17 protein-coding genes and 2 tRNA genes are annotated in these 17618 nt (G+C 73.0%); 12 read left to right on the top strand and 7 right to left on the bottom strand.

What is annotated here, in order from left to right:
* Positions 1-38: 38 nt before the first annotated feature.
* The 3 genes from IF47_RS0116330 to IF47_RS0116320 all read right to left on the bottom strand — a co-directional run bounded on the left by IF47_RS0116330 (position 39) and on the right by IF47_RS0116320 (position 2545).
* Entirely contained in the window at positions 39-917 is an 879-nt protein-coding gene (locus IF47_RS0116330) for a spermidine synthase (protein WP_031509527.1), read from the bottom strand.
* Between the two features lie 47 nt (positions 918-964).
* On the bottom strand, positions 965-1426 hold the full coding sequence (locus IF47_RS27900; protein ID WP_031509526.1) for a hypothetical protein: 462 nt from the start codon (positions 1424-1426) through the stop codon (positions 965-967).
* Positions 1427-1948: 522 nt separating this feature from the next.
* The gene (locus IF47_RS0116320; RefSeq protein ID WP_031509525.1) at positions 1949-2545 is read right to left on the bottom strand and encodes a histidine phosphatase family protein; all 597 of its coding nucleotides are present in this window, start codon (positions 2543-2545) and stop codon (positions 1949-1951) included.
* Positions 2546-2685: 140 nt separating this feature from the next.
* Between IF47_RS0116320 and IF47_RS0116315 the strand changes: the two genes are divergently transcribed.
* The 6 genes from IF47_RS0116315 (at position 2686) to IF47_RS0116290 (ending at position 8034) form a co-directional block, all read left to right on the top strand.
* On the top strand, positions 2686-3837 hold the full coding sequence (locus IF47_RS0116315) for a hypothetical protein (protein WP_425423599.1): 1152 nt from the start codon (positions 2686-2688) through the stop codon (positions 3835-3837).
* Complete coding sequence (locus IF47_RS0116310) at positions 3837-5372, top strand: hypothetical protein (protein WP_031509523.1); 1536 nt, start codon at positions 3837-3839, stop codon at positions 5370-5372. Before IF47_RS0116315 ends, IF47_RS0116310 begins: the two co-directional genes overlap by 1 nt.
* A gap of 44 nt (positions 5373-5416) precedes the next feature.
* On the top strand, positions 5417-6757 hold the full coding sequence (locus IF47_RS0116305) for an AAA domain-containing protein (RefSeq protein WP_031509522.1): 1341 nt from the start codon (positions 5417-5419) through the stop codon (positions 6755-6757).
* A gap of 104 nt (positions 6758-6861) precedes the next feature.
* Positions 6862-7221, top strand: coding sequence for a hypothetical protein (locus IF47_RS0116300; protein WP_031509521.1), 360 nt, complete (start codon positions 6862-6864; stop codon positions 7219-7221).
* Positions 7222-7358: 137 nt separating this feature from the next.
* Positions 7359-7970 carry a bifunctional DNA primase/polymerase gene (locus IF47_RS29530; RefSeq protein WP_078591885.1) on the top strand — a complete coding sequence of 204 codons (612 nt, stop codon included), beginning with the start codon at positions 7359-7361 and terminating at the stop codon, positions 7968-7970.
* Positions 7961-8034, top strand: a tRNA-Lys gene (locus IF47_RS0116290). The genes IF47_RS29530 and IF47_RS0116290 overlap by 10 nt, the downstream gene beginning before the upstream one ends.
* Before the next feature lie 47 nt (positions 8035-8081).
* Here IF47_RS0116290 and IF47_RS0116285 read toward each other — a convergent pair.
* Positions 8082-9398 (bottom strand): M6 family metalloprotease domain-containing protein, encoded by a 1317-nt coding sequence (locus IF47_RS0116285; protein ID WP_425423598.1) that lies wholly within the window; start codon positions 9396-9398, stop codon positions 8082-8084.
* A gap of 363 nt (positions 9399-9761) precedes the next feature.
* Between IF47_RS0116285 and IF47_RS0116280 the strand changes: the two genes are divergently transcribed.
* The 6 genes from IF47_RS0116280 to IF47_RS0116255 all read left to right on the top strand — a co-directional run bounded on the left by IF47_RS0116280 (position 9762) and on the right by IF47_RS0116255 (position 15420).
* Positions 9762-11669 (top strand): putative bifunctional diguanylate cyclase/phosphodiesterase, encoded by a 1908-nt coding sequence (locus IF47_RS0116280; protein ID WP_245641137.1) that lies wholly within the window; start codon positions 9762-9764, stop codon positions 11667-11669.
* Positions 11670-12069: 400 nt separating this feature from the next.
* Positions 12070-12996, top strand: a complete 927-nt coding sequence (gene ehuB / locus IF47_RS0116275; protein ID WP_078591882.1) for an ectoine/hydroxyectoine ABC transporter substrate-binding protein EhuB — start codon at positions 12070-12072, stop codon at positions 12994-12996.
* Positions 12993-13739: an ectoine/hydroxyectoine ABC transporter permease subunit EhuC gene (gene ehuC, locus IF47_RS0116270; protein WP_031509516.1), complete on the top strand. Its 747-nt coding sequence runs from the start codon at positions 12993-12995 to the stop codon at positions 13737-13739. Before ehuB ends, ehuC begins: the two co-directional genes overlap by 4 nt.
* Entirely contained in the window at positions 13736-14386 is a 651-nt protein-coding gene (gene ehuD / locus IF47_RS0116265; RefSeq protein ID WP_031509515.1) for an ectoine/hydroxyectoine ABC transporter permease subunit EhuD, read from the top strand. Before ehuC ends, ehuD begins: the two co-directional genes overlap by 4 nt.
* On the top strand, positions 14376-15179 hold the full coding sequence (ehuA, locus tag IF47_RS0116260) for an ectoine/hydroxyectoine ABC transporter ATP-binding protein EhuA (RefSeq protein ID WP_031509514.1): 804 nt from the start codon (positions 14376-14378) through the stop codon (positions 15177-15179). The genes ehuD and ehuA overlap by 11 nt, the downstream gene beginning before the upstream one ends.
* Positions 15180-15346: 167 nt before the next feature.
* A tRNA-Lys gene (locus tag IF47_RS0116255) sits at positions 15347-15420 on the top strand.
* A 51-nt stretch (positions 15421-15471) separates the two neighbouring features.
* On the opposite strand, the gene IF47_RS0116250 is transcribed toward IF47_RS0116255, so the two are convergent.
* The 3 genes from IF47_RS0116250 to IF47_RS0116240 all read right to left on the bottom strand — a co-directional run bounded on the left by IF47_RS0116250 (position 15472) and on the right by IF47_RS0116240 (position 17575).
* Positions 15472-15963: a phospholipase gene (locus IF47_RS0116250; RefSeq protein WP_031509513.1), complete on the bottom strand. Its 492-nt coding sequence runs from the start codon at positions 15961-15963 to the stop codon at positions 15472-15474.
* 262 nt (positions 15964-16225) lie between these two features.
* On the bottom strand, positions 16226-16819 hold the full coding sequence (locus tag IF47_RS0116245; RefSeq protein ID WP_031509512.1) for a lytic polysaccharide monooxygenase auxiliary activity family 9 protein: 594 nt from the start codon (positions 16817-16819) through the stop codon (positions 16226-16228).
* A gap of 105 nt (positions 16820-16924) precedes the next feature.
* The gene (locus tag IF47_RS0116240; RefSeq protein WP_078591881.1) at positions 16925-17575 is read right to left on the bottom strand and encodes a nucleoside/nucleotide kinase family protein; all 651 of its coding nucleotides are present in this window, start codon (positions 17573-17575) and stop codon (positions 16925-16927) included.
* Between the last annotated feature and the right edge of the window lie 43 nt (positions 17576-17618).

The following is a 17618-nucleotide window of genomic DNA, read 5'->3' as shown; positions in this document are numbered from 1 at the left end:
TTCCGCGGTGGAGGGCGCGGGGCCGGTGACGGCTTCGGTCAGCGCCGGTGGAAGACCCGCGCGGGCGGCTGCGGCGAGGGGGTCGCGGTGGCGTCCGTGACGGGGGTCGCTCCGCCGGTGAAGTCGATGAGCGTCCGGCCGTGTTCGACCCGGCCCGGATGCGGGTCGCCGGCCGCGCGCCGGGTGAGTTCGGCGATGGGCAACTCCCGGTCGGACGCGGCCAGGACGGCGTTGCCGAAGCGCCGTCCGCGCAGCACGGCGGGGTCGGCGACCAGGCACAGCTCGGGGAACGTCCCGGCGGCCGTGGCCACCTGCGCGCGCAGGTGGGCGAGCGGCGGCCCGTCGGCGAGGTTGGCGGTGTAGAGCCCGCCGGGGCACAGCACGCGACGGATCTCGGCGAGGAACTCGACGCTGGTCAGGTGGGCGGGGGTGCGGGCCCCGCTGAAGACGTCCGCGACGACCAGGTCGGCCCAGCCGTCGGGAATCCTCGCCAGCCCGGCGCGGGCGTCGCCGGCGCGCACCCGTATCCGCCAGGTGCCCTCCAGCGGCAGCTCGCGGCGGACGAGGGCGACCAGTGCGGCGTCCACCTCGATGACCTGCTGGGTGGAGCGCGGCCGGGTGGCGGCGACGTAGCGGGCGAGGGTGAGCGCGCCGCCTCCGAGGTGGAGCGCCCGCAGCGGCCGGCCGGGCGGGGCCGCCAGGTCGATCAGGTGGCCGAGCCTGCGCTGGTACTCGAAGTCCAGGTGCGCGGGGTCGTCGAGGTCCACGTGGGACTGCGGGGCGCCGTCGAGGAGCAGGGTCCAGGCGCGCGGCCGGTCCGGGTCCGGCAGGAGCTGGGCCAGCCCGCCGTCGACCGGTTCGCTCACCGGTTCCCTGGTCCGCCTGCCGCCCTCGCGTCGCCGTCCGTTCCTCGCCACACGGACCAGTATCGCTCCCACGGGCCGGGCGGGCCCGCGGGTGGGGTTCAGGCGGGGCTCCGGGGACGGCCCCGGACGCGGCCCTCGGCGGCGGCGATCGTGCGGGCCGCCTCGCCCAGCGCGGCGCGCAGCCGCGCCGGTTCGGTGACCCGGGTGTGCGCGCTCTCCGGCGGCACCAGCCACCCGGCGCCGGCGACCGGCGGGTCGGCCAGGGGGCCGACTCGCCGGTGGGTCGGGGCGCAGACGCTGCCCGGCAGGTCCCAGTCGTCGGCGGTGCCGGGCGGCACCAGGAAGCCGAGGGTGTCGCCCGCGGCGTCGTGCAGCACCGGACCGACGCTGTGGCGCAGGCGCAGGATGTCCACGGCCTCCAGGCCCTGCCGCGCGGGCACGGTCACCAGGTCGCAGGGCAGGTCGCAGGGCGCCTCCGCCGGTTCGGCGCCGTCGGCCGGCTCGGGGCGGCGCCGGGCGGTCGTCGGACGGCTGCCGGTTCCGTAACCGGTGTCCAGCAAGGGAAACCCCTCCTCCGCGGTCGCTGTACAGAGTGCAACGAGCCGCCCTGTCAACCGCTACGGCGTGATGCCGCCGCAAAGGATGGCGATGCGCGGCGGATCACGTGTGGGATATCCCGTTTGTCGGCATAACAGGCCGTATCGGCCGCGCGGCAGTGGGTGTGGTCCCGACCCTGGCGCCGGTCACCGTCGCCCTCGCCGCGGGCGGGCGGGGGGCCGAGGGACCGGTGTCCCGACCACGCCTGCGCGCGGGTGTTCCCCCGCGTGGTCCCGACCGTTCGCCCACCGATCCGGGCTTCGAGCCCGGAGAGGTCGTCCGCGGGCGCACCGCGCGCGGACGGGGGGCGTACGACGGGGAGGGAACGCCCTTGGACGCTCATTCGCGCCCTGTTTCCGCGTCCGTCCGAGACTCACCGTCCGGCCCCGGGCGCCACCACCGGGCGGGCCGGGGAGGCCGAACTCGCCGCCGCCCGCCCTACCTGACGATCCGTCGGATCGGTGTCGACGCCGCGCTGCGGCCCGTCACTCCAGATGACCCGTGTCGTTCCAGCGTTCGAGCGCGGGCTCCCCGTACGCCCATCCCAGGATCGACAGGGCTCCCGGATCGAGGCGCAGGCGCATCGCGAAGGCGGGGTCCTCCCCCAACCAGCGCGCGCCCAGCACCCTGAGCAGGTGACCGTGCGCGAACAGGAGCACGTCCCGGTGTTCCGCCCGCGCCCAGGCGACCACCTCGTCGGCACGGGCGGCGAGGTCGGCCAGGCTCTCGCCGTCCACCACGCCGTCGCGCCAGATGACCCAGTCCGTTCCCAGGCGTTCGCGGATGTCGGGCGTGGTCAGCCCCTCGTACGCGCCGTAGTCCCACTCCCGCAGCGCGTCCCACTCGCGGGCCCGGTCGCCGAAGCCCGCCAGTTCGCAGGTCAGGCGGGCACGGGCGAGCGGGCTGGTGCGGACCTCGAGGTCGGACAGCCCGTTCCAGGGCGCGCCGCGCAGCCGCTCCCCCAGCCTCGTCGCCGCCCGGCGCCCCTCGTCGAGCAGGGGGACGTCGGTGCGGCCGGTGTGCCGGCCGGACCTGGACCATTCGGTCTGGCCGTGCCGGACGAGCAGGATGCGCGGCTCCATCTCGGGTCCTTTCGGGAGGTCTCGTCGCGGGGTCCCGCCCCCGCCTCGGGCGGAGCGGTACCGTCCGCACATCGTCGCACCCGGCCGTTCCGGGGGCCTCAACTCCACGAGTGTCACAACCGGATGCCACACTTCCCCGGGTGAGCGACATCCCCGACAGCCCCTCGACGACAGCACTGCGCCGGCGGCTCGCCGAGTTGCGCGGCGCCGACGTGGCGCCACGTCCTCTCGACGCGCGGGCGCTCGCCGCTCTGGCCGCCAACCCCGGTTGCCGCCGCCGGGCCCTGTTGGACGGCGCCGGGGTGGACAAGGGCGCGCTGGCGAAGAAGTTGGGCTCCCCCGCCGCCTTCGGACAGTCGCAGTTCGCGTTCGCCCGGGGCCACGCCTTCGAGGCCCGGGTGAAGGGCGACGGCGGTGCCGAGTTGATGCGCCTGGTCCACGCGCGCACGGGCACGGCGGGCACCCCGGCCCCCGAACCCGGCGAGGTGGCCGTCCCCGACCTGACGGCGTCCGGGCCGGACGGACGCGCGGAGCGCACCCGGCTCGCCCTGGAACGGGCCACGGCCGAGGGCGGTTGGGCCCTGCTGAACCACCCGATGGTGAGGCTGGAGGTCGCCGGGTCGCCCGTCCACCTGGAGCCCGACGCGGTGGCCGTCCATCCCGACGGACGCTGGACGGTCGTGGAGATCAAGTCGTTCCCGATCCTGGACGGCGCCGCCGATCCCACGAAGGTCGGCGCCGCGGCCCGGCAGGCGGCGGTCTACGCCCTCGCCCTCCAGGCGCTCGGCGGCCGGGTGGACGAGCGGATGCTGCTGGTCTGCCCCAAGGACTTCTCCAACCTGCCCACCGCCGAGGCCGTCGACCTGCGCAGGCAACTGGCCACCACCCGGCGGCAGCTCGCCCGGCTGACCCGGCTGGAGGAGATCGCCGCCGCGCTGCCCGAGGGCGTCACCTTCGACCCCGCCCGACCGGCCGACGAACTGGCCGAGGCCGTCCGGCGCCTTCCGGCGGCCTACGCGCCACAGTGCCTGTCCACCTGCGAGTTGGCCTTCCACTGCCGCGAGCGCGCCCGGGCGGCGGGGTCCGTGGAGGTCCTGGGCCGCGAGGCACGCGGGGAGCTGGGCGGGTTGACCACCGTCGAGGCGGTCCTGGCGGCGGCCCGCGGAGAGGCGGCGTCCCTCTCCGGTGGGGACGGCACCGACCCATCGGACGACCCGCCGGACGATCCGGCCGCCGCCGCGCTGCGCCGCGCGGCCCGGCTGCGGGCCGAGGCCCTGGCGGGGAGGTCCTGATGTCGCTGATCTCCACGCTGGCCCGGGTGGAGGCCGCCGCGACCGGGCGGGCCCGCCCCCTGACGACGGTCCGCCACCGACACCTGGCCGAGCGGCCCATGGTCCTGGTGCCGCTGACCACCGCCGGCGAGGTCGGCGCCCCGCTGGGGGCGCTGGTCGGGACCGACCGCGACGCGCCGCGTCTGCTGGTCGTGCCGCAGCCGCGCGACCGCACCCTGCGCTTCGCCTTCCTCGCCGAGCTGGCCGAGGTCGTCCTGCCTCACCTGGAGTCCGCCCAGGGCACCGTGGAGCTCCAGGAGCGCGCCGAGACCGACCCGGAGACCGGGAAGCGGGTGAAGGTGGAGGTCGAGCTGTGCGCGGACGCGCCACAGTTGATCGTGCCGAACACGGCGGGGATCTCCTACGTCCGGCTGCTGGGCCGTTCGACGCGTTTCCGCCGCACCGCCGAGGAGGAGCCGGACAGCCCCCACCCGGCCCCGGCCCGGCTGCCGCTGCTGGGCCGGTGGCTGACCCACTACGGGGAGCGGGCACGGGTCCCCGGCTCCTCGCTGCTGTTGGCCGTGACCGAGGTGCTGGGCCGCCACTGGGCCACCGGTCAGAGCCGTCTGGAGGACCAGCACCTGGGCGCGCTGCTGGCCTGGATCGAGGCCGAGGAGGGCACCTCGGGCGCCGAGGCCGCGCTCCGCGTGGAGCTGGCGCGCGACGGTGACGGGGTGCCGCTCACCCCGCCCGCGGGTCCGGCCACCGACCCGGCCTTCGACAACCGGCGGCTGGCCCCGGCCATCGCCCGCCACGACGCGGGGCTGCCCGGGGCCGAGGAGGAGATCCGCGAGCTGGTCGCGTCCCAGTTGAGGCCCACCTGGGACGCGGTGTGGCGGGCCCTGGACCTGCTGCGCGCCCTGCCGCCCGGCGCCCGGGTCGCCGACCGCTGGAAGCGGGACCGCTGGTCCTACACCGCCCACCGCGACCGACTGCGGGCGGGGGAACCGCCGCAGCCCAGGCGCGACGACGCGGTGACGGCGGCCCGCAAGCTCGCCGCGCGGGAGACGGCGCTGGCGGAGCTGGCCGCGCAGGAGGCGTTGGACGATCCGCTGGTGATGGCCGAGCGACGGCTGTCCGGAGAGGCGTTCGCGGGCGAGGTCGTCCGGGTGGAGCCGGCCTGGTCGGAGGGGAAGCGGCCGATGCCCCGTCCCCTGGTCACGGTCCGCACCGACGACCTTCCGCACCTGGAGGAGGGCGACCGGGTCCACCGGGCCCTGGAGGGCGGGAAGTCCCAGCCCGGCGTGTTCGTCGCCTCCCCCGCGCCGGGGCTGTTCACCGTCCGGTTGACCGGCGGCATGGGGCGGGGGAAGGTACCGGAGGCCGGGTCGGTGCCGGAGGAGGGCGAGACGGTGTGCTGGACGCTCTTCGAGCACGCGCCGCGCGGCGGGCCGGACCTGCCGGACCCGGAGGAGACCCCCTGGACGCACGGCGGTCCCCCCGATCCCGACGCCCTCGACGCGCCCGATCCCGTGACGCCGGAGGACCTGCTGTGACCGACACCGCGACCGACACGGCGACCGAAACGGCGACCGGTGCCGTGCCGCACGCCACGACGACCGAACCGCATCCCGCCTCGGCCGCCGCCGCGGCGACCGAGGCGATCCTGCGGGACACCCTGGCGGGCGCCCACCGTGGCGTGGTCGTGGACTCGCCGCCCGGCGCCGGGAAGACCACGCTGGTGGTCCGCGCGGCGCGCGAGCTGGCCGCGACGGGACGGCCGCTGATGATCGTCGCCCAGACCAACGCCCAGGTGGACGACCTCGTGGACCGGCTGGCGACCGCCGAACCGGAGCTGCCCGTGGGCCGGCTGCACAGCAGCGAGGCCCAGCCGTACGACCCCGTGTTGGACAGGCACCCCTCGGTGGTGAAGTCGGCGAAGGTCGCGGACCTGGCCGGGCTGGACGTGGTGGTCTCCACCGCCGCGAAGTGGGCGCACGTCAGGGGCGCGGGGCCGTGGGAGCAGGCCATCGTGGACGAGGCGTACCAGATGCGGTCCGACGCCCTGCTGGCCGTCGCCGGGCTGTTCGAGCGCGCGCTGTTCGTCGGCGATCCGGGTCAGCTCGACCCGTTCAGCCAGGTCGCCGCCGAGCAGTGGGCGGGGCTGTCGTACGACCCGTCGGCCAGCGCGGTGACCACGCTGCTGGCGCACAACCCGGACCTGCCCGTGCACCGGCTGCCGGTCTCCTGGCGGCTGCCGGCCTCCGCCGCGCCGCTGGTGTCGCGGGCGTTCTACCCGTACACCCCGTTCCGCAGCGGCACCGGGCCCGGTGAGCGGCGGCTGGAGTTCCGGGCGCCCTCGGACGGCTCGTCCGTGGACCGGGTGCTGGACGAGGCGGCCTCCTCCGGGTGGGGGCTGCTGGAGCTGCCCGCCCGCCACACCCCGCGCACCGACCCGGAGGCGGTCGCGGCCGTGGCGGCCGTGGTGCGGCGGCTGCTGGAGCGCGACGGGAGGGCGTTCGGCGAGCGCTCGCCGGAGCCCGCGTCGGTGACCGCCGACCGGATCGCGGTGGGCACCGCCCACCGGGACCAGGCGGCGGCGGTCCGCGCGGCGCTGGCCTCCCTGGGCGTCACCGGGGTCGCGGTGGACACGGCGAACCGGCTCCAGGGGCGGGAGTTCGACGTGACGGTGGTCCTCCACCCGCTGTCGGGCCGCCCGGACGCCACGGCGTTCCACCTGGAGACGGGCCGGCTGTGCGTCCTGGCCTCGCGCCACCGGCACGCCTGTGTGGTGGTCTGCCGGGCGGGCGTGGCCGAGCTGCTGGACGAGCACCCCTCGGCCGAGCCGGTCCGGCTCGGCGTCGAGGTGAGGTTCCCGGACGGCTGGGAGGCCAACCACGCGGTCCTGGCCCATCTCGCGGACCACGCCGTCCCCTGGTGAGCCCGGTGAGTCCGCCCGCGCCGGCGGGCTCGCGCGGGCGGACTCCGTCCGGATGGGAGAAGGAGGACAATGGAACGCTGTCCACGACCGACGGAGGTGGTTTCATGACCGAGCCGAACCCGGCTTCCGAGTCTCGTGGCGAGCCGCGCCGCATGCGGCCCGCGCCGCTGCTCTTCGAACCGTCGGAGGCCGCGGCGGACCCCGAGCACTTCTTCGACCTGGAGTCCATCGAGGACCCGGGCGAGCTGCTCGGCCGCGCCACCGAGCTGGCGACGGCCTTCCGGGCGGCGGCGGACCGGGCCATGGAGTTCCAGGCCGTCGCGGCGGCGCAGTTGGCCGACCCCAAACGCTTCGACCGACTGACGGACGAGGCGATCGCCGAGCGGGCGGAGTGGACGGCCGACTACGCCCGCAAGATGATCGAGTTCGGCCGTGAGCTGCTGGCGGACAGCACCCCTCGGTGATGATCCCCCCGGGGGATGTCCGGGGCTACGGCTTCCGGCATATGCAAAGGGCGAACCCTACCGGATGCCGTCACTCCGCGTCTCGGTTTCCGTCGTTTTCAGCGACGGTACCCAGGCTGTCGGTGACTCTGAGTGGCATGACCGACACCGCCGCGTATGTGACTCCCGCCGGAGCCGACTGGCTCGCGTCCGCCAGCGCGTTCCCGCGCAGCGTCCACGCCCTGTGGTCGGTGCGCCCCGGCGCCCCGAGCGTGCTGCCCTGTGGCACGGCCTTCGACGTGGTCAGCGTCGGCACGCTGTTCGGCCGCCGGATGCTGGACCGGCTGTGGACCGCCGGTCCGGGCACCGGGCCGGTCGCCCTCCACGGCGGGCGGATGCTGCTGTTCGCCAAGCCCGGCACCGCCCAGCGACTGCCCGCCCTGCTGCGCTGGCGGGAGTGGCGGGGTTCGGGTGGGGGAGCCGGCGCGGGGCACGCCGAGGAAACGATCCCTCCACTGCTGTGCTACGGCCTCGGAGACGCCGTGACCGTCCCCCCTCCGATGCCCGGCGAGAACTGTCCGGCCGGCACCCGTTGGCTGGTCGCCCCGGACGTCCGCCACCCCTGGCTGCCGGGGGCGGACGCGCTGCTGTGGGCCTGTGTGCGGGCCGCGCGCGACGCCGACACGGGGGCCGGCCACGGGCGTGAATCATCGATTTCCGCTCCGTCCGAGCAGGGTGCTAAGGTCTACTACGTCAGCGGGCGCCGCTAGCTCAGTTGGTTAGAGCAGCTGACTCTTAATCAGCGGGTCCGGGGTTCGAGTCCCTGGCGGCGTACAGACGAAAAGGAAGGCCCTCGCGAAAGCGAGGGCCTTCCTTTTCGGTCACAGGGACGGGTCCGTCATTCCCCGTACGGAGACCTCCACGCTCCATCCCGTCGCCGTCCTGTCCCCGACGGACACCCGGACGGTGCCCCCGCCGGCGTCCACCTCCATGCTCTCCCCCGAGCCCAGCGGCGCGTCGGCCAGCGGCGGATAGACCGAGAGTCGGTGGCAGGCCCCGCTGTCGGGGTGGGCGTCGAGCACCCGGATGGGCCCCTGTGCCGAGGCGACGTCGCCGCGCACCCGGTACACCAGCACCCCGCTGGTGCAGGTGGTGACGTCGTTGCCGATCGGCTCCCGGGCCTCGATCGCCAGTGCCTCGCCGCGGCCGGTGCGGACCACGATCAGTCGGGTGTCGGACGCTCCGGGCAGTGCGCCGTCCCGGCTCGGGGCCCCGACCGCCCGCAGGGTGTGCCGGGTGGTGCCGGCCTCGACGCGGCAGTCGATTCCGCGGCCGTCCAGCCAGCCCAGCTTCCACTTGTGCCAGGCGAAGGGCTCGGGGGCCAGTCCGAACTGGCTGCCCATGATGTCCCAGTCGCCGACGTGGGTGTCCCAGTCGCCGTCGTTCTCCTCGGGCTGGTGGTAGAGGTCGGGCAGGTCGAACAGGTGCAGGGTCTCGTGGGCGAGGACGTTGCGGTCCGGCGGGTGCTTCTCGAAGACCGTGACGACGCGGCGCAGTTCGGTGCCGTCCACGGTGATGGGACGGTCGAGGTTGACGACCTTGGTGGCGTCGGAGTTCACTCCGGGCGCGTCGGGGTCGGCGACGAGGTAGACGATGTCGTAGTCGCCGAAGTCCACGTGCGGGTCGGCGGCGGTGACGGCGTCCTGGAGGTAGGCGGCACGCAGGTCCGGCGCCCAGTCGCGCTGTATCCCGTACGCCCGCGAGTCGGCCCCCATCTCGAACCAGCGGAGCACGGGGCGCGGGCGCAGCGTGAAGGTGCCGTAGGAGGCGCGTTCGAAGAACTCGGCGGTCTCGGGGAAGTAGTCGGCGACGAGCCGGTCGGGGGTGGTGCCGGGCCGGGTCTCGGGGAAGGCCAGGAAGATCATCAGGGCGTCGAGCGTTCGGGCGGGCCTGGGGTAGTCCGGGTGCCAGGTGTCCAGTCCCTCGGAGTGGTGGATGTCGGTCCGCTCCAGGGCGCAGGAGTCGGCTCCGGCCGCGATGGCGACCGGTCCGGTGACCAGGCTCGTCCCGATCAGCGCGGAGAGCGAGGTGAGCACCGCCCCGACCCTGCGGAACCGCGGGCCGGCGCAGAAGCCCCCCGGCCGGGGGGCGCGCCCCCGCTCCCCGTCGGTCCGATCGGCCCAGTGCCTGCTCCGCACATCGTCCTCCCGCGTGGTGTCGGGGCACGGTGCCCGTTCGGGGGCACGGCACCCACTGTGTGCCTTCCGACCCCCGCGTGCCCCGTTCCGCTGCGCCGTACGAGTGACCCCCCACAGCATCACCCTGCGTAACAATCGGTCATCATCGGTCGTTGACGCAAAGCTGTCGCGCAGGAACGATCAGCCACTCGAAAGGGCGTCCGCAGACTCCGCCACATGGCCCTCGAACACGTCGCGGGACACTGGCTGGGCTGCCCGATAAGCCTCTATGATCGCCACATTTCCAGGGCGGATGCCCCAGCGAGAGCGGCGGCCCACCGCCCGGGTCGTCCGCGTCAGACGAGTCCCCTGCGGGAGCGATCGGTGAATGGACCCCTCGACGGACCGGGCGCACGGCCGGACGACAGTCCCGACCCGGCGGCGCCGACCGTGACCGACGGTAATCACCCCTCGGGGCCCCGACCCCCGGCCTCCCCCGACGTTCCGCCCGGCGCTCCCCCGGGCCCTCCTTCCGGCGCGACCTTCGGTGCGGCCCCCGATCCGGCCCCCGTTCCGGCCCCTGGCACGGCCCCCGATCCGACGGCGTTCCGCACCGCCTTCGAGGCCGCCCGGCTCGCGATGGCCGTGATCGACGGCGAGGGGCGCGTCCTGGCCGCCAACCACGCGCTCGGCCGGCTGCTGGGCTCCCCCACCGCCGAGCTCACCGGCACCCCCGTCACCGCCCTGGCCGGGCTCGGCCTCGACGACCGCGCCCGCGAGGACTGCCAGGCCGTCCTGGAGGGGCGCAGCGAGGAGATGAGCTGCACGCGCCGCCTCAAGCACGGGGACGGCCGTTCGCTGTGGGCCGAGGTCACCGTGGTGCCCACCGGGCGGTCCGCGGGACGGGCCGGGAAGCGGGGCGGCACCGCCCTGCTCTCCGTCGCCGACGTCAGCGAGCGCCGCGACCTCCAGGAGAAACTGCGCCACCTGCGGATGCACGACCCGGTCACCAGGCTGCCCAACCGGGCCCTGTTCTTCGAGCGGCTGTCCAGTGCGCTCGCGGAGTCCACCACCGGCCGGATCGGGCTGTGCTACCTGGACCTGGACGGCTTCAAGGCCGTCAACGACACCCTCGGCCACCGCGTCGGCGATCTGCTCCTGAGCGCGGTCGCCCGGCGGCTGCGCCGGTGCGCCGAGCCGGGCGGGCACCTGGTGGCCCGACTGGGCGGCGACGAGTTCGCCCTGCTCGCCGAGGCGTCCACCGGTACGCAACCGCTGACCGAGCTGGCCGAGGAGGTGCTGGCCGCGCTCCAGCAGCCCTTCGACCTGGCGGGACAGCGGCTCGCCGTCTCCGCGAGCATCGGCGTGGTGGAGCGCCCCGCCGCGGGCACGTCCGCGACGGAGCTGATGCAGGCCGCCGACACCACGCTCTACTGGGCCAAGGCGGACGGCAAGGCTCGTTGGACTCTCTTCGACCCCGAGCGCAACGCCCACCGGATGACCCGCCAGGCGCTCTCCAGCACGCTGCGCCCGGCGCTGGAGCGCGGCGAGTTCGCGTTGGAGTACCAGCCGATCGTCTCCCTCCACGACGAGTCGCTGGCCGGGGTGGAGGCGTTGGTGCGCTGGCGCCACCCGCAGTTCGGCACGCTCGGCCCCGACCGGTTCATCGGGCTCGCGGAGGAGAACGGCGCCATCGTGCCGCTGGGCCGCTGGATCCTCGCAGAATCGTGCCGCCAGGCCCGCCGCTGGCAGCTCGAACACCCCGATCGGCCGCTGTACGTCAGCGTGAACGTGGCCGTGCGCCAGGTGTGGGACTCCGATCTGGTGACGGACGTCGCCACGATCCTCCAGGAGACGGGGCTGCCCTCGGGCCTGCTCCAGCTCGAGCTGACCGAGTCGGCGGTGATGGGGTCGGCGGGACGTCCTCTGAAGGCGCTCCAGGCGCTCTCCGCGATGGGGGTGCGCATCGCGATCGACGACTTCGGCACCGGCTACTCCAACCTCGCCTACCTCAGCAGGCTCCCGGTGCGCGGGCTGAAGCTGGACGGCATGTTCGTCCGCGGATTCCGCGCCGCACGCCCCCTCAATCCGGCGGACGAGACGATCGTCACCTCACTGGTCCAGCTCGCCCACAACCTCGGTCTGACGGTCACCGCCGAGTGCGTCGAGGGCCCGGCCCAGGCCGACCGGCTGCGCCGGATCGGCTGCGACACCGGCCAGGGCTGGCACTACTCCAAGCCCGTGTCGCCGGACCGCATCAGCCGGCTGTTGGTGGGCGACGGCAGGCCGTAGGCGTCGGCGACCAGGGCGAGCACGGAGTGGGGGGCGGGGCGGTGCCGGCCTCGTCGTTCCTCGTCTCGCCGCCGGCCGCCTGACGGGGCGGGGTGGGTCTTGTCACACGTGTACTCGCGGGCGGGCGTCCGCGTCGAGCGGATGCCCGCCCCGCGCCGTTTCGCGCGCGACGGGCGCGCGGTATTCCGAGGAGTTTTCCCGCGCGCTCCGCACTTCCCTTGTCCCTGATACTTCCGCGAAACGCTCCGCCATTTCGGCCCCTGTCCCTCGATTTCCCCGTCAATACCGACGGAGTGGACGTCGTCCGTGGTCAGGGTCACAACACCCGGATCAAGGGCTGGAAACAACCGGCATATTTTTCGACGCCCCGGGTAGTGGCGCGCCCATGGCTCGACCACATATGAACAAGATCGGAAAAACTGGAGACAAGGAGAGCCACGAGAGCACCACGAGAACCACCACGGGGGTGGGAAGACGCTCGCTGCTCATAGGCCTGGCCGCCCTCGCGGCGACGGGCGCGGCCGGCTGCAGCCGGGTGCCCGATCCCGGCTCGGGAGGCGAGAGCCTGCTGGAGAGGTTGCGCGCGCAGGGGACCGTGCGCGTGGGCATAGCGGGCGAGGTCCCCTACGGATACATCAACGACAACGGCGAACTGACCGGTGAGGCGCCGGAGCTCGCGAAGGTCATCTTCAAGCGGCTGGGTGTGGAGAACGTCGTTCCGGTGCCGACCGAGTTCGGCTCCCTGATCCCGGGGCTCCGCTCGCAGCAGTTCGACGTGGTCTCCGCGGGCATGTACATCAACCCCGACCGCTGTGAGCAGGTCATCTTCGCCGATCCCGAGTACGTCATGCTCGACGCCTTCATCGTCCGCAAGGGCAACCCGAAGGGGCTGACCAGCTACGAGGACATCATCGAGAAGGGCGCGCGGATGGCCACCGGCACCGCGTACGCCGAGATCGACTACGCGGTCGCGGCCGGGATCAAGCGCGACGACATCCTCATCCTGCCCGACCAGGTCGCCGGACTGGCCGCCGTCGAGCAGGGCCGCGTCGACGTGTTCGCCGGGACCTCGCTGACCGTCCGCCAAGTGGTGAAGGGCAGCGACCGGGCCGAGGCCACCGAGGCGTTCCAGCCCATGGTGGACGGCGAGCCGGCGATCGGCGCGGGCGGCTTCGCGTTCCGGCCGACCGCCACGGACCTGCGCGACGCGTTCAACCGCGAGCTGCGCAAGCTCAAGGAGAGCGGCGAGCTGCTGGAGATCATGCGGCCCTTCGGGTTCACGGAGGACGAGATGACCGACCTGACCGCGAAGGAGCTCTGCTCATGACCTGGGCCCTGTGGGAGTCCTACATGCTGCCCGGCGTCTGGATCACCGTCCAGGTGACGGTGTACAGCGCGGCGCTGGCCGCGGCGGTCGCCTTCGTGGTCGGCGTGGCGCGCACCTCCCGGCTGTGGATCGTGCGCTTCCTCTCCGGCGCCTACTTCGAGATCTTCCGCGGCGCCTCGGCGCTGGTGTTCATGTTCTGGCTGTTCTTCGCGCTCCCGCTCGCCCTCGGCTGGCAGCTCGTCCCCATGTGGGCGGGTGTGCTGGCGCTGGGCCTGACCTACGGCGCGTACGGTTCGGAGGTCGTGCGCGGCGCGCTGGCGGCGGTCTCCCCCGCCCAGCGCGAGGCCGGGATCGCCCTGAGCTTCACCCGGTGGCAGCGGCTGCGGCGCATCGAACTGCCGCAGGCGTGGCCCGAGATGGTCCCGCCGTTCAACAACCTGGCCATCGAGTTGCTGAAGGGCACCGCCCTGGTCTCGGTGATCAGCGTCGCCGACATGACCTTCGCGGCGAACCTCATCCGGTTCACCACCAACGACAGCGCCCCGATCTACACCCTCCTGCTGCTGATGTACTTCGTGCTGGCCTTCGCCATCACCCGCGGCATGCGGTTGGTCGAGCGGAAGGCCAAGGCCGGGATCGGGCAGGCGCCGCCGCCGCGCCGCGGCCTGTTCGCCGGTCTCTCCCGACGGACGTCGGCCACCGACCCCGTCACCGGCGCCGCCACCCCGGGAGGTGCGCGGTGAACTGGAACTGGGAGGTCGTCTCCGACTTCATGCCGCGCTTCTGGGACGGGGTGCTCCTCACCCTCCAGGCCCTGGTGCTCGGCAGTCTGCTGGCCTTCACCCTCGGTCTGGTGTGGGCCATCGCCCAGCGCTCGGCCCGGGCGTGGATCCGGGTGCCGGTGACCGCGGTCACCGAGTTCGTCCGCAACACCCCGCTGCTGGTGCAGCTTTTCTTCCTCTTCTACGTGGTGCCCGAGTGGGGGCCGAGCATGTCGCCGCTGGCGACGGGCGTGATCGGCCTCGGCCTGCACTACTCGACGTACACCGCCGAGGTCTACCGGGCCGGCATCGACGGTGTGCCCAGGGGGCAGTGGGAGGCGGCCACCGCGCTCAGCCTGCCGCCGACCCGCACCTGGGGGGCGGTGATCCTGCCCCAGGCGATCCGCCGCGTGGTGCCCGTGCTGGGCAACTACGTCATCGCGATGCTGAAGGACTCGCCGCTGATCGCGATCATCGGCGCCCTGGAGATGCTCGGCGAGGCGCGCGCCTACGGCGCCGAGACCTTCCGGTTCCTGGAGCCGATCACCGTCGTCGGCATCGCCTTCATCGTCATCGCCTATCCGGCTTCCCTCCTGATTCGAGCCCTGGAGCGTCGTCTTGTCCGCTGACACCATCCACAAGAACCCCACCGCGGACGGTCGCGAGCTGATCCGCTTCGACAAGGTCACCAAGCGCTTCGGCGACCACGTCGTCCTGGACCAACTGGAGTTCGACGTCTCCGCGGGGAAGCACGTCACCCTCATCGGCCCCTCCGGATCGGGCAAGACCACGATCCTGCGGTTGCTGATGACGCTGTTGAAACCCGACGAGGGCACCATCAGCGTCGACGGCGACTACCTCACCCACCAGGAGAAGGGCGACCGGCTCGTCCCCGCGGGCGAGAAGCACGTCCGCGAGGTGCGCAAGAAGATCGGCATGGTCTTCCAGCAGTTCAACCTCTTCCCCAACATGAAGGTGCTGCGGAACGTCACCGAGGCGCCGATCCACGTCCTGGGCATGGGCAAGGAGGAGGCCGAGCAGCGGGCGCGCGAGCTGCTGGAGATGGTCGGTCTGACCGAGCACCTCGACAAGTACCCCTCGCAGCTCTCCGGCGGGCAGCAGCAGCGCGTGGCCATCGCCCGCGCACTGGCCATGCGTCCGCAGGTGCTGCTGTTGGACGAGGTCACCTCGGCGCTCGACCCCGAGTTGGTGGCCGGTGTGCTGGACGTCCTGCGGGACATCGCGCACACCACCGACATCACCATGCTGTGCGTGACCCACGAGATGAACTTCGCCCGTGACATCTCGGACGAGGTCCTGATGTTCAACGAGGGCAAGGTGATCGAGTCCGGCCCGCCGGAGAAGATCTTCAACGACCCGGACCACGAGCGCACCCGGGAGTTCCTGGGCGCGATCCTCTGACCGGAGGCCGCCCGCGGCCCGCCTGCCGCGGGCGGCCCCACCGTTTCCCGGCGGGCCGTGACACGGGCACCCTCCGGAACCGGGTACCATGGAGGCACGACAGCGCGTCCGGAAACGCTCTTTCGAAGATCTTTCGGAGACGTTCCTAAGACGCCGCTGCCGGTCAGGCGCCGCTAGCTCAGTTGGTTAGAGCAGCTGACTCTTAATCAGCGGGTCCGGGGTTCGAGTCCCTGGCGGCGTACCGATGATCGAAGGCCCCTCGCCCTCCGCGAGGGGCCTTCGGCGTGTCCCCTCAGAAGCGGGTGTCGCGCGAGCCGTCCACGGCGGGGGTGTTCCCGAACTTGTCGACGGCCTGGTAGTAGACCCAGGCGGTGCTGTCGCAGGAGGTCTTGGTGGCGCCGGTGTAGCGGGCGCACACCCGCTTGAGGTCGGCGTGGAAGGCGTCGTCCAGGCGGGCCTTGTTGGCGGCGAAGGCGCCGATGGCCTTGTAGTTGCGGTAGCCGAAGTCGTGGCGCGCGCAGGCGGTCTGGAAGGGGAAGCCGAAGGGGTTGTCGGGCGAGGTGCTGCAGTAGTCGGTGGACCAGTCGAACCCGTAGGCGCTCCAGGCGCTCTGGTTGTTCCTCGCGGACAGCCACGCGTTGTAGCTGGTCGCGCTGGTCTGGGTCCAACTGCCGAGTATCCGGGGCTTGTCGGCGGGGGCCGCCGAGGCGGGGCCCGCCAGGCCGAGCACGGCGGGCAGGGAGAGGGCGGCGGCGGCCAGGGACACGACGGATCTGCGACGCATCGGGAACCTCCGGGAAGGGGAGCGGGGAGACGGGGACCAGGGGACGCCTCACCGGGGTGTGCGAGGCGGCGTGATCCTTCCGGGAAGGGGTATCACCGACACCCGACGCTGTCATGTACAGAACCTTACGGGAGGCCGATCCTCGCCCCTCGTTGGCTGAATATCGACCGTGAACATGGCCGATACAAACCCCTTGCCCCTCCGGAACACCCCAGAGGGGGCGGGCCCGAGCGGACCCGCCCCCTCTGCTCCGTCGAACGCCTCAGAACGTCACGTCGGAGCAGGCGTAGAACGCGTTGGCCGTGTCGTCGACGGTCCAGACGCCCAGGATGAGGTGCCTGCCCGACTTGCCGGTCGGGATGGTCCCCTGGTGACTCTCGATTGCGGCCGGCTGACGGCCGCCCATGTGCACCGTCATGAACGGCTGCGGCTCCAGGGCGGCCCGGGTGAGCGGCTTGGTCGGGTCCCAACCGTCCTTGGTGATGTAGTACTTGAAGTCGGTCGTGCGGTGCGCCGCCGTCATCTTCCAGGTGAAGGTGAAGCCCTGCCCGGGGGTGAGCCGCGTGGCGGGCCAGTTGCCGCCGCGCGGGTCGTCCAGTTGGGCGAAGCGGGAGTTGCCGCCCGAGCAGATCTGCCCGTCGGCGGGACCGGCGGCCGGGAATCCCTTGGGCCCTTCGACGCTCTGAGGCTCCCACTGGATGGAACCGCAGTCGCCCGCGGTGCCGTTGGCGCAGTACGCCTGCCTGCTCATGGGCGACTGGGTGTAGCCGTGCCCCTGGGCGCTTCCGCCGGTCGCGAGCACGGTCGTCGCGGCCACACCGAAGCCGACCAGGGCCGTGGTGATCCTCTTGCGCATCCTTCGCTCCTGAACGTGGGGGGTGGTGGAGCCCGTCGCGGCCGTCGTGGGGTCGGACACGAGAAGGGCTTAGGTCTAGACCAAGGCAGACCGTAGTCTTTCCTGTCAGTCATGTCCAGACCAATGGAACCTCCGCTTCACCCAGGGCGCGTCCCGCGACGCCTCGACGATCTCCGCGTTGGGCATGTCGTTGCCCCGGACCCACTCCCGCGCCTCCTCGGGCGTACGACCCCCCGCCGACTGGCGCTCCACCAACCGCCGGCGACGCTCCTCCACCTCCGCGTCCACGTACCACAGTTCGTCCACCACCTCGCGCACCTCGGACCACCCCGGCAGCTCACAGGCCAGGTAGTTGCCCTCGGTCACCACCAGCGCCGTTCCGGGACGGACCACGTGTCGGGCCGCGACCGGCTCGTCCAGCGTCCGGTCGAAATCGGGCACGTAGACGTCGTGGTCGCCCTCGGCCACCAGACGCCTCAACAAGGCGACGTACCCGTGGACGTCGAAGGTGGGCGGGGACCCCTTGCGGGAGGTCAGCCCCAGCCGCTCCAACTGGGCGTTGGACAGGTGGAAGCCGTCCAGCGGAACGTACGCCGCCGCCAAGGGCCCGTACCGCCGCCGCAACTCCTCCACCAGCACCCGCGCCAGCGTGGACTTGCCCGCGCCGGGCGGCCCGGCCAGGCCGAGCACCACCCGGCCGCCCCTCCCCCGCTCCGTCAGCTCCCTCGCCAGGTACGTCAGTTCTTCGGTGTTCATGCCCCGGAACGTTAACGCCTCGGACATCAGTGCCATATTGACG

Origin of the sequence: Streptomyces megasporus, assembly GCF_000718985.1 — a bacterium.
Classification (GTDB): domain Bacteria; phylum Actinomycetota; class Actinomycetes; order Streptomycetales; family Streptomycetaceae; genus Streptomyces; species Streptomyces megasporus.
This window is presented reverse-complemented; position numbering and strand designations above follow the sequence as displayed.

Coding starts and splice junctions, on each gene's coding strand:
- IF47_RS0116240 (WP_078591881.1), bottom strand. CDS start 17,575: ATGAACACCGAAGAACTGACGTACCTGGCGAGGGAGCTGACGGAGCGG.
- IF47_RS0116300 (WP_031509521.1), top strand. CDS start 6,862: ATGACCGAGCCGAACCCGGCTTCCGAGTCTCGTGGCGAGCCGCGCCGC.
- IF47_RS0116245 (WP_031509512.1), bottom strand. CDS start 16,819: ATGCGCAAGAGGATCACCACGGCCCTGGTCGGCTTCGGTGTGGCCGCG.
- ehuC (WP_031509516.1), top strand. CDS start 12,993: ATGACCTGGGCCCTGTGGGAGTCCTACATGCTGCCCGGCGTCTGGATC.
- IF47_RS0116250 (WP_031509513.1), bottom strand. CDS start 15,963: ATGCGTCGCAGATCCGTCGTGTCCCTGGCCGCCGCCGCCCTCTCCCTG.
- IF47_RS29530 (WP_078591885.1), top strand. CDS start 7,359: ATGACCGACACCGCCGCGTATGTGACTCCCGCCGGAGCCGACTGGCTC.
- IF47_RS0116320 (WP_031509525.1), bottom strand. CDS start 2,545: ATGGAGCCGCGCATCCTGCTCGTCCGGCACGGCCAGACCGAATGGTCC.
- ehuB (WP_078591882.1), top strand. CDS start 12,070: ATGAACAAGATCGGAAAAACTGGAGACAAGGAGAGCCACGAGAGCACC.
- IF47_RS0116310 (WP_031509523.1), top strand. CDS start 3,837: ATGTCGCTGATCTCCACGCTGGCCCGGGTGGAGGCCGCCGCGACCGGG.